This is a genomic window from Paenibacillus sp. HGF5, from assembly GCF_000204455.1.
Taxonomy (GTDB): Bacteria; Bacillota; Bacilli; order Paenibacillales; family Paenibacillaceae; genus Paenibacillus_AQ; species Paenibacillus_AQ lautus_A.
This window is the reverse complement of record NZ_AEXS01000097.1, coordinates 86,304-97,324: the sequence shown is the minus strand read 5'-3', so window position 1 is coordinate 97,324 and position 11,021 is coordinate 86,304. Positions and strand designations below refer to the sequence as shown.

Genomic DNA, 11,021 nt, shown 5'->3' with positions numbered 1-11,021 from the left:
ATCGCCGTTTCGTTGGGGCTGACGGTCTTGGTCGTAGTCGCAGGCATTCTGCATGGACAGCCTGCAGCAGGGATGTTCTTCGCAGGGGTCAGCCTTGCCGTAGCGGCCATTCCTGAAGGGCTGCCGGCCATCGTCACGATTGCGCTATCCCTCGGCGTGCAGCGCATGATCAAGCGCAAAGCGATCGTGCGCAAGCTGCCATCCGTGGAGACGCTGGGCTGCGCATCCGTGATCTGTTCGGATAAAACGGGGACGCTCACGCAGAATAAAATGACCGTTACCCAGGTTTGGCTGGGAGGACGTACGCTGGAAGTGACCGGGCACGGGTATGACCCGACGGGTCAGATCCTCCACAGAGGCAAGCCTGTCGAGCTAAGATCCGATCAGGGGCTCCGCAGGCTGCTGCAAATCAGCGGGCTGTGCAACAATGCGGAGATCTATGAGAATGTGCAAGAGGAAGCCCGGAGCAAGCGCAAGGGCAAGGAGGAGCCGGCAGCAGCTGCCTGGGAATTAAAAGGGGACCCGACAGAAGGAGCGCTGCTGACGCTGTCGTCCAAAATGGGATTGACGAAGGGCAGTCTGAACTCTATCTACCAAAGAGACAAAGAGTTTCCTTTCGATTCGGAGCGGAAGCTGATGTCCGTCATCGTCAGCCATCAGGGTGGACGCTTGCTCTGCACGAAGGGCGCACCGGACGTCCTGCTGGACGCCTGTGCTTATATCATGTGGGACGGGAACGTCGTGCCGCTGACCTCCACGCTTCGCCAGAAGGTGCTGGCCGCCAATGAAGGCATGGCTTCCAACGCGCTGCGCGTGCTTGGTTTGGCATATCGGGATTTGCGTTCCTATGATAAGCCGGAAACGGAGAAAGAGGCCGAGAGCCAGCTTATCTTTGTGGGACTGGCCGGAATGATCGATCCGCCGCGCCGTGAAGTGCGCGACGCGATTGCGACGTGCCGACGCGCCGGAATCAAGACCGTCATGATCACGGGCGACCATCGGACAACGGCGGAAGCGATCGCGGCCCAGCTCGGGATCCTGCCAAGGAATGGTCTGTCGCTATCGGGACAGGAGTTATCCCGAATGGACGACAAGGAGCTGGATGCGAGGGTGGATCAAACCTTCGTTTATGCCCGCGTCTCTCCCGAGCACAAGCTTCGTATCGTGAAATCGCTCCAGCGGAAGGGGCATGTGGTTGCCATGACGGGGGACGGCGTGAACGATGCACCTGCCATCAAAGCCTCGGATATCGGGATTGCCATGGGCATTACCGGCACGGACGTAACGAAGGAAGCGTCATCGCTGGTGCTCAGTGACGATAATTTCTCCACGATTGTTTCGGCGATTGAGGAGGGGCGGAGCATTTATGAAAATATCCGCAAATTCATCCGCTATTTGCTGGCCTCCAATGTCGGCGAGATTCTGACGATGTTTTTTGCGATGATGATGGGACTGCCGCTTCCGCTCGTTCCGATCCAGATTCTGTGGGTAAACCTGGTCACCGACGGGCTCCCGGCCATGGCGCTCGGGGTGGACCAGCCGGAGAAGGATCTGATGGAGCACAAGCCGCGGGGGGCCAAGGAAAATATTTTTGCCAGACGCCTTGGCTGGAAAATCATCAGCCGCGGCATCTTGATCGGCCTGTGCACGCTCGGCGCATTTTGGGTCACGCTGCGCATCGCGCCGAATGATCCGGCGCAGCTGGCCAAGGCGCAGTCCGTTGCCTTTGCTACCCTTGTCATGGCCCAGCTGATCCATGTGTTCGACTGCCGCAGCTCGCGCTCGATTTTCCATCGGAACCCGCTTCAGAACAAAGCATTGGTTCTGGCCGTGCTGTCCTCGGTATTGCTGATGCTCGGCGTCATGTACATCGAGGCGTTCCAGCCGATCTTCAAGACGGTTCCGCTTGGCCTGAAAGAGTGGGCATTGACACTCGTCGCCGCCGGCATTCCTACCTTCCTGATGGGGGCCGGAAGCGTGTGGGGCGGTAGACGGAACCGCAACCGGAACCGCCGCGGCATGATGACGAAGAGTGCAAATATTTCGGCGTAAAATGAATGGATAGCCCATCACCTCTGCGATATGCTAAGCACGAGCGTAGCAATTGCAGAGGAGATGGGTTTTGATGATGGAATTTACGAAAATGCATGGGTTGGGCAACGACTTCGTTGTCGTATACGGCGAACGGGAACTTCCATCCGATGCATCCGAATTGGCCGTGAAGCTGTGCAATCGCTTCTTCGGCATCGGTGCTGACGGACTTGTATATATTTTGCCTTCCGCGAAGGCTGATTTCATGATGCGGATTATGAATTCGGACGGTTCCGAAGCGGAGCAGTGCGGCAACGCCATCCGCTGCGTCGCGAAGTATGTGTACGATCACGGCCATATCGACCGCGAGGAGATTACCATAGAAACCATCGGTGCCGGCGTGCAGCAGGTGCGTCTTACGGTGCAGGACGGTCAAGTAAGCAGCGTAAGGGTCGATATGGGCGAACCGGTCCTGAACGGACTTAGCGTGCCGACCTTGGTCGATCTCAATCCGGTGGTGAATCATCCCGTTGAAGTGGAAGGCAGGGAATTCCGATTCACTGCCGTTTCCATGGGCAATCCGCACTGCGTCATTTATGTGGACGATGCGGTGAACTTTGATCTCGGCGTATGGGGTCCTAAGCTTGAGGTGCACCCGCTCTTCCCGAGAAAGATCAACGTGGAGTTTGCGACGGTGAATTCACGCGGTCAAGTGGACATGCGGGTATGGGAGCGCGGCGCGGGGCCGACCCTGGCCTGCGGCACCGGCGCCTGCGCGACGCTGGTATCCTCCGTGCTGAACGGTGCCACAGACCGCAGCGCGACGATCTCGCTTAAGGGCGGGGATCTGTTCATCGAGTGGGATGAGCTTGACAACCATGTGTACATGACGGGACCGGCCGAGGTTGTATATAAAGGGAAGTTGGCAATTTAGGCGCATCCGCTGGCCGCTTCTCTTCCTCCGGCAGATGAAAAAAACAGTATGTTCATAAGTTTGTCCTGCAGGGACGGACACGGTAGGGAGGCCTTCGAACGGCCTCCCTTTTGTCTCTTTATCTTTGCAGAGGTTTTATGATACATTAGTTGAAAATAAACGTCGGGTGGAGGAGAAAACGCGATGAAACCGAATCTTCGGCAGGCATGGGAGAATCAGGTACTGGTCGGTGACGGCGCGATGGGTACTTATTTATATCAAAAAGGATTTCCTGTAGGCATTTCATATGAAGAACTGAATTTAACCTCTCCGGAGGTCATCGGGAACGTTCATCGCCAGTATGTTGAGGCTGGTGCCCAGGTCATCGAGACCAACACGTTCTCTGCCAATTATGACAAGCTGTCCAAATACGGCTTGGAGGCGAGGGCAGGAGAGATTAACCGCGCAGGCGTGAGAATTGCGCGTGAAGCCGCCGGCGATCACGGATATGTGGTGGGAGCGGTCGGCTCCATTCGGGCAGGCAAAAGAAGCAATATTTCCACGAGCGAGCTCAAGCGTTACTTCGAAGAGCAGCTGTCCGTACTGATCGCCGAAGGCGTTGACGGCATCCTGCTCGAAACGTTCTACGACGTGGATGAAATGCAATTGGCTTTGGCGCAGGCACGGATGCTGAGCGACCTGCCGGTGATCTGCCAGTTCGCGGTGGAGGATATTGCCCGCACGCTGGACGGCTTCACGATGCCGGATGCATACCGCATATTGAGCCAAGAAGGCGCGGACGTGATCGGGTTCAACTGCCGGACGGGGCCGAACGGCATCATGCGCGCGCTGGAAACCCTGAACGGCATCATGAATCTTCCGGCTTCGGTCTACCCGAATGCGGGAATCGCCGATTATGTGGACGGAGAATACCGGTATGGCGCGAGTCCCGAGTATTTCGGGAAAACGGCTCTGGAGTTTGCGGATCGCGGCGCCCGCATTATCGGCGGCTGCTGCGGGACGACGCCGGAGCATATCGCGGAAATTTCCTCGGCGCTATCCGGCTACGTTCCTTCGCCGCTCCCTGCCGTCGAAGAGGCGGAGATCAACCGGATCGTGATTCACGAAACGGCCCAGGAGCAATTCTACGAGCGCAGCGGGGAGCCGACGATCGTCGATATCGTAAAGGAGCGGCATACGGTTATCGTGGAGCTGGACCCTCCGAGGGATTTGGATATCACCAAGTTCATGAAAGGCGCCGAAGCTTTGAAAAAAGCGGGAGCCGATGCGCTGACCCTTGCGGATAACTCGCTGGCCGTAACCCGCATGAGCAATATGGCTCTCGGCCATCTGGTACAAGCACGCACGGGACTGCGGCCGCTGATTCACATTGCTTGCCGCGACCGGAACCTGATCGGCACGCAGTCGCACATGATGGGCTTCGACGCGCTCGGCATCGACCATGTGCTTGCGGTGACGGGAGATCCGGCCCGTTTTGGGGATTTGCCGGATTCCAGCTCGGTTTACGACATGACCTCGTTTGAAATCATTCGGATGATCAAGCAGCTGAACGACGGCATTGCTTTCTCCGGAAAGCCGCTGAAGCAAAAGGCGAAATTCGTTGTCGGGGCAGCGTTCAATCCGAATGTAAGGCATCTGGACAAAGCGGTTGCCCGCTTGGAGAAGAAGATTGCTTCGGGCGCCGATTACGTCATGACGCAGCCCGTTTACGATCCCGAGTTAATGGTTAGGCTTCGGGAAGCGACGGCGCATCTGGATATTCCGATCTTCATCGGCATCATGCCGCTGGCAAGCGGGCGCAATGCCGAGTATTTGCACAATGAGGTGCCGGGCATTCAGCTGTCGGACGAAGTCCGCAGCCGCATGGCGGGACTTGAAGGCGAAGCGGGCCGGGCGATGGGCGTCAAGATCGGCAAGGAGCTGCTGGATGTTGCGACAGAGCATTTTAACGGCATCTATTTGATGACGCCGTTTATGTTCTATGAAATGAGCGTACAATTAATGGAGTACGTCTGGGAGAAATCGGGCCGCCGATTGACCCCCTTGTTTCATTAATAATTATCAATTACAATAGTGTAATGGATGTGATTCCGATGTCATTGAGCATGACCGGATATGGGCAATCCGTTGTCGATTTTCAAGGCTACAGTATCTCTTTCGAAGTGAAGTCAGTCAATCACCGGTACTGCGAGATCGTCTTTCGCATGCCCCGTGAATGGGCGCTCTTCGAGGATTCGCTTCGACGGGCGGTACAGAGCCGGATCGGACGCGGACGGATTGATGTTTATATTAACAAGGAAAACAACGGCGAGACTCAGGGTGCCGTGCTGAACCATGCCATGGTTCAAGCGTATTTACAGGCAGCCGAGGATTTGAAGTCATACGGAATCACGGGAGATCTGGCGGTGCGGGATATTTTGACGCTGCCAGATGTTCTTGTTACTCCGAGCGGACTTTCCATGGATGAAGCGCAGCAGAAGTTATGGAATGATGCGCTTCTTCAAGGTCTGGAACAAGCGCTTGAGGGTCTGGTCCAGATGCGCAGCAGGGAAGGCGCTTTTCTCGCGAAGGATATCGGGCAGAGGCTTGACCGCTTGCAGGTGCTGCACCGGGAGATGACCGAGCTTGCTCCGGAGGTTCCGGCCGAATACCGGAAGCGCCTGCGGCAGCGCATTGAATCTCTTGATGACGGATCGCTTGCTGTTGATGAACATATATTCGGAATGGAAGTCGCTCTGTTTGCTGAACGTTCCAATGTGGACGAGGAGTTGATTCGACTTCACAGCCATTTGGAACAATGCAGGGAGCTGCTTCTTCAGAAAAGCCCTGTAGGCCGTAAACTGGATTTTCTGATTCAGGAAATGAACAGAGAAGTCAATACGATTGGATCGAAAGCCAATCATCTGACTCTGGTAAACCGTGTTGTCGAAATGAAAGCGGAACTGGAGAAGATTCGTGAACAAGCCGCCAATGTGGAATAACCGCAGTTTCATCGGCAAGTAAGAGTCAAATGTATAGGGGGAGCAACCGCACTATGGCAATCAAACTTATTAATATTGGCTTCGGAAACATCGTATCGGCCAATCGGATCATCTCAATCGTGAGTCCTGAATCGGCTCCAATCAAGAGGATCATTCAAGAAGCACGGGACCGTCATATGCTGATTGATGCTACATATGGCCGAAGGACGCGGGCTGTTATCATTACCGATAGCGACCACGTGATTTTATCGGCCGTACAGCCGGAAACGGTGGCTCACCGTCTGTCCAGCAAAGATGACGACAACGACGAATAAGATGAGGAGTACTATGTCTAAAGGATTATTGATTGTATTGTCCGGTCCTTCCGGGGTTGGAAAGGGAACCGTCTGTACGGCACTTCGCAGCCGGGTTCCGGAACTGGTGTATTCGGTGTCGGCTACGACGCGTTCGCCGCGGCTCGGTGAGGTAAACGGCGTAAACTATTTTTTCAAAAGTCGGGAACAATTCATGGATATGATTGAGAACGACCAGCTTCTCGAATATGCGGAATACGTCGGGAACTATTATGGAACCCCGCGTGATTTTGTGGAAGAAACATTAGCCACCGGCAAGGATATTATACTGGAGATCGAAGTGCAGGGCGCGCTGAAGGTCAAGGAGAAGTTTCCGGACGGTATCTTTGTGTTTCTGATGCCGCCGTCGCTGGACGAACTGAAAGATCGGATCCAGGGCCGGGGGACAGAAAGTCAGGCCACGATCGACCACCGCATGTCCGTAGCTGTTGACGAAATCAATCTGCTGCAGCATTATGATTATGCCGTAGTGAACGATGAAATCAATCTTGCTTGCGAGAGAATACAATCTATCATTATAGCCGAACATTGTAAGGTGAGAAAGTAAGCTGTTTTTTCATAGACGGCGTAAAACTTTCAAGTAAATAAAGAAGAGGTGCTTCGACTGTGTTATATCCATCCATTGATGAAATGATGAATAAAGTGGACAGTAAATATTCTCTTGTGGTTGCGGCTTCGCGCCGTGCACGCCAACTGCGTGAAGGAGAAGTCAGCGAGTTGAAACATCCGAAATCCCATAAGTTCGTCGGTGTCGCTCTGGAAGAAATCTATGGCGATTACGTGAAGATTGAGCGTGGAGAGGACTAGGGCTTTTTTTCAACATTCGAATACCATGCGTTAGCGCGCGAAAATGTGACAACCGAAAGGTTGTTATTTTTTTGAGAAGATATGAAAGTACAGCCTTCATACAAATGGAAAGCGGGGGATTGTCATGTTGAACGGAAAAGTCGTCGTACTTGGCGTTACAGGTGGCATTGCCGCGTATAAAGCAGCGACTTTATGCAGCAGGCTTGTCCAGAGGGGAGCGGATGTGCATGTCATCATGACGGAATCCGCCAAGCAGTTCATTCCGGAATTAACGCTGCAGACGCTGACCAAAAACCCGGTATATAGCGATACTTTTGACGAAAGGGACCCCTCGGTCGTCTCGCATATTCACTTGGCCGACCTGGCCGATCTGGTGCTGATTGCTCCGGCGACGGCCAATATCATCGGCAAGATGGCACATGGCCTGGCGGATGACATGCTGACCACGACGCTGCTTGCGACCACGGCTCCTGTCATGATCTCGCCGGCGATGAACGTGCATATGTACACGCATCCGGCCGTCATGGCCAATATGGAGACGCTGGTTTCACGCGGGGTGTCCATGATTGAACCCGGAGAGGGACTTCTGGCATGCGGATACGTCGGAAAGGGACGGATGGAGGAGCCTGATACGATCGTGGATGTGGTTGAACGGTTTTTCCAAGGGCGCGCAGTCGAGTCCGCGGCGTCGAATCAGGACGTGGAAAGCGTCTCAACAGGCATATTGCACGGCAAAAAAGTGGTTGTCACGGCCGGCGGTACGATCGAGCGCATTGATCCGGTCCGTTATATCACGAATGATTCCTCCGGAAAAATGGGGTTTGCGATTGCTAAAGCCGCCAAGCAGCTGGGAGCGGACGTCCACCTCATTGCGGCTCATACCGATGAAGCCCCGCCAGAGGGAATTCCTGCGGAGAGAGTGGAGTCGGCCCAGGACATGTACGAAGCGGTGCAGCGCGTGTTCGAAACGAGCGATATCGTGGTTAAGGCGGCAGCGGTCGCCGATTATCGTCCTGCGGAGGCAGCGACGTCAAAGATCAAGAAGCGCGGGGAAACGATGACGCTGGATCTTGTCAAGACCACGGATATCCTGGAAAGCCTGGGACGCCAAAAGACCTCCCAGTTCTTGATCGGATTTGCCGCCGAGACGGATACGGTAGAGCAGTTCGCCAGGGAAAAGCTGAAACGCAAAAATTGCGACCTGATCGTTGCCAATGATGTTACGCAGGAAGGCGCCGGCTTTGGCACGGACACGAACAGCGTTCATATATTCGATGCAGAAGGGCTCGTCCTGCAGCTGCCCGTGATGTCCAAGGAGGAAGTGGCCCTGAGGCTGTTAACGCTGGCGGCCGAACGGTTGACCGGGAGGTTATCCTGATGGAAATGGCCCGTGTGATTGTGGACGTGCCGTCCAAGGATACGGACCGTCCATTTGATTATCTGATACCGGAGGAGCTCCGGCCATGGGTCGAGGTAGGCAGCCGGGTCGGCGTGCCGTTCGGTCACCGTACGCTTCAGGGATTCGTGGTTTCGCTGCATCCCCGGCCCGAGATGGATACGGCCAAAATGAAGCCGATTCAGGAAGTCCTTGATGTGATGCCGCCGCTCTCGCCTGAGCTGATTGAGCTTGGAGAATGGATGAAAGAGCGGTATGCATGCCGTTATATATCCGCTCTTCAATCGATGCTGCCAACGGCGCTGAAGGGAAAAGCCGAGCGGTATATTTCCCTTGGCGAGCCGGATGCGGGCTTGTCGGATGAAAGCGGCGGATTATTCGGGCTCCTGCCGGAAAGCGAATTGGAGCAGGAGATCATCCGGTTTGTCGGTCAGCGAGGCGAGGTGTCGCTCCAGCAGTTAACGCGAGCGTTCCCGGATGCGGCAGCCACCGTAAAAGCGCTGATCGGCCGGGGGCGGTTAAGCGAATTCCAGCAAATCAAGGACAAACTGCAGAAAAAAACGATGAAAGCGGTAGAGCTTGCCGTTTCGAGCGAGGAAGCGCATGTGGCGCTGGCTTCGTTTCCGGCTAAGGCTCAGCGGCAGAAGGAAGTGCTCCAATATATCGTAGAGATGGAGGACTTCCTGCCGATATCGCAGAAGGATCTGCTGCAGACGCTCGGCGTCACCGCAGGCACCGTGAAGGCGCTGGCCGACAAGGGACTGATTACCCTTGAGGATGTCGAAGTGTTCCGCGACCCGTACCGGGGACGGCACTTTACGCCCAGCGCCCCGCTTGCGCTCACGCCGGAGCAGCAGGCTGTGTATCGGAGCATCGTGCGCAAGCTGGATGAACGCAAGCATGGCGCGTTTCTCCTGCACGGGGTAACGGGCAGCGGCAAGACCGAAATCTACCTGCAGACCATTCAGCGCTGTATGGATCAGGAGCGTCAGGCGATTGTCCTGGTGCCCGAAATATCGCTCACGCCCCAAATGGTGGAGCGGTTCAAAGCCCGCTTCGGCGACCGCGTGGCCGTCATGCACAGCCGGCTTTCGGATGGTGAGCGCTACGATGAGTGGCGCAAAATTAGGGAAGGCCGGGCCTCGGTTGTCGTGGGAGCACGATCGGCGGTGTTTGCGCCGTTTGACCGACTTGGCCTTATTATTATGGATGAAGAGCATGAAAGTTCATATAAGCAGGAAGAAACGCCGAAGTACCATGCCAGGGACGTGGCGATTCACCGTGCCTCGCTGACAGGTGCAGCCGTCATTCTGGGCTCGGCAACGCCTTCGCTTGAAAGCTACCATGCGGCGAGATCGCAGGCTCAGGATGATTTTGCGCCGCATCTGCTGGAGATGCCGAGCCGTGCGCTGGGCAACCAGCTGCCGGCTGTTCAGGTCGTGGATATGCGGGAGGAGCTTCGGGAAGGAAATCGCTCCATGTTCAGCCGCTCCCTGCATGCCGCGATTTCGGCGCGGCTGGAACGCGGAGAACAGACGGTGCTGCTGCTGAATCGGCGGGGGTACTCCACTTTCGTGATGTGCCGGAGCTGCGGATATGTGGCAGGCTGTCCGGAATGCGACATTTCGCTGACCTACCATCAGAAATCGAACAATCTGCGCTGCCATTATTGCGGTTACGCCGCACAGGCGCCGGAGGTTTGCCCGGATTGCGGGAGCGAGCATATACGCTATTTCGGAACGGGCACGCAACGTGTCGAGGAAGAATTGGCCAAGCTGTTCCCCGGGATTCGCGTCATTCGGATGGACGTGGACACGACGACCGAGAAGGGCTCCCACGAGAAGCTGCTGAAGCAGTTTCGGGATAAAAAGGGCGACGTGCTGCTTGGAACTCAAATGGTCGCCAAAGGCCTGGATTTCCCGGATGTCACTCTGGTCGGCGTCATTACGGCCGATTCGGCGCTGAATCTGCCCGACTTCCGGGCGGCGGAGAAGACGTTTCAGCTGCTGACTCAGGTGGCCGGAAGAGCAGGACGCCATCAGCTGCCGGGTGAAGTGGTCATCCAATCCTACACGCCCGAGCATTATTCGATTATTCATGCAAGCAGCCATGATTATTTATCCTTCGTCAAGGATGAGCTGAAGCACCGCAAAGCGCTCCATTATCCGCCGTACTGCAGGCTGATCCTGGTGACGCTGTCGCATGAACAGCTGCCGCTGCTCGTACGACTGGCAGAGAATTTTGCCGCCTCCATCAAAAGCGAATCCGACCGCCGGGGATGGTTCGGAAGCCTGGACCGGTTCGACGCAAGCGCGCTCGATATCCTGGGTCCGGTGGCTTCCCCCATTCCGCGGTTAAAAAATAGATACAGATTTCAATGTATGATAAAATGGCGGGGAACGATGGATGCCGTCTCGCTGGTGCGTTCGGTTGCCGAGAAACTTCAGGATTCGGCGCGGGACGGCAAGCTCCAAATCAGTATTGACGTTGATCCGCAAATGTTAATGTAATAGCGCATA

General features: G+C 55.5%; 9 protein-coding genes. All 9 read left to right on the top strand.

The features are described 5' to 3' along the window. Window positions 1-2,052: cation-translocating P-type ATPase (locus tag HMPREF9412_RS15860; RefSeq protein WP_009592622.1), on the top strand; the 2,052-nt coding region annotated here is incomplete at its 5' end. Between the two features lie 76 nt (window positions 2,053-2,128). Then, a complete protein-coding gene (gene dapF / locus HMPREF9412_RS15855; RefSeq protein ID WP_036672433.1) occupies window positions 2,129-2,965 on the top strand; it encodes a diaminopimelate epimerase in 837 nt (278 codons plus the stop codon). A 183-nt stretch (window positions 2,966-3,148) separates the two neighbouring features. Next, a complete protein-coding gene (locus HMPREF9412_RS15850; protein WP_009592609.1) occupies window positions 3,149-5,020 on the top strand; it encodes a bifunctional homocysteine S-methyltransferase/methylenetetrahydrofolate reductase in 1,872 nt (623 codons plus the stop codon). Between the two features lie 38 nt (window positions 5,021-5,058). Next, window positions 5,059-5,946, top strand: a complete 888-nt coding sequence (locus HMPREF9412_RS15845; protein ID WP_009592600.1) for a YicC/YloC family endoribonuclease — start codon at window positions 5,059-5,061, stop codon at window positions 5,944-5,946. A 53-nt stretch (window positions 5,947-5,999) separates the two neighbouring features. Further along, window positions 6,000-6,260, top strand: a complete 261-nt coding sequence (gene remA / locus HMPREF9412_RS15840) for an extracellular matrix/biofilm regulator RemA (RefSeq protein WP_006209218.1) — start codon at window positions 6,000-6,002, stop codon at window positions 6,258-6,260. Window positions 6,261-6,273: 13 nt separating this feature from the next. Beyond that, entirely contained in the window at window positions 6,274-6,846 is a 573-nt protein-coding gene (gene gmk, locus HMPREF9412_RS15835) for a guanylate kinase (RefSeq protein ID WP_009592584.1), read from the top strand. Between the two features lie 59 nt (window positions 6,847-6,905). Continuing rightward, complete coding sequence (rpoZ, locus tag HMPREF9412_RS15830) at window positions 6,906-7,106, top strand: DNA-directed RNA polymerase subunit omega (protein ID WP_009592612.1); 201 nt, start codon at window positions 6,906-6,908, stop codon at window positions 7,104-7,106. Window positions 7,107-7,230: 124 nt separating this feature from the next. Continuing rightward, window positions 7,231-8,484, top strand: coding sequence for a bifunctional phosphopantothenoylcysteine decarboxylase/phosphopantothenate--cysteine ligase CoaBC (gene coaBC / locus HMPREF9412_RS15825; RefSeq protein WP_009592634.1), 1,254 nt, complete (start codon window positions 7,231-7,233; stop codon window positions 8,482-8,484). Continuing rightward, a complete protein-coding gene (priA, locus tag HMPREF9412_RS15820) occupies window positions 8,484-11,012 on the top strand; it encodes a primosomal protein N' (protein WP_009592635.1) in 2,529 nt (842 codons plus the stop codon). Before coaBC ends, priA begins: the two co-directional genes overlap by 1 nt. The last annotated feature ends 9 nt before the right edge of the window (window positions 11,013-11,021 follow it).

Excerpts from the sequence above, each read along its gene's own strand:
- gmk (WP_009592584.1), top strand. The coding sequence starts at position 6,274 with ATGTCTAAAGGATTATTGATTGTATTGTCCGGTCCTTCCGGGGTTGGA.
- priA (WP_009592635.1), top strand. The coding sequence starts at position 8,484 with ATGGAAATGGCCCGTGTGATTGTGGACGTGCCGTCCAAGGATACGGAC.
- remA (WP_006209218.1), top strand. The coding sequence starts at position 6,000 with ATGGCAATCAAACTTATTAATATTGGCTTCGGAAACATCGTATCGGCC.
- HMPREF9412_RS15845 (WP_009592600.1), top strand. The coding sequence starts at position 5,059 with ATGTCATTGAGCATGACCGGATATGGGCAATCCGTTGTCGATTTTCAA.
- dapF (WP_036672433.1), top strand. The coding sequence starts at position 2,129 with ATGGAATTTACGAAAATGCATGGGTTGGGCAACGACTTCGTTGTCGTA.
- HMPREF9412_RS15850 (WP_009592609.1), top strand. The coding sequence starts at position 3,149 with ATGAAACCGAATCTTCGGCAGGCATGGGAGAATCAGGTACTGGTCGGT.
- coaBC (WP_009592634.1), top strand. The coding sequence starts at position 7,231 with ATGTTGAACGGAAAAGTCGTCGTACTTGGCGTTACAGGTGGCATTGCC.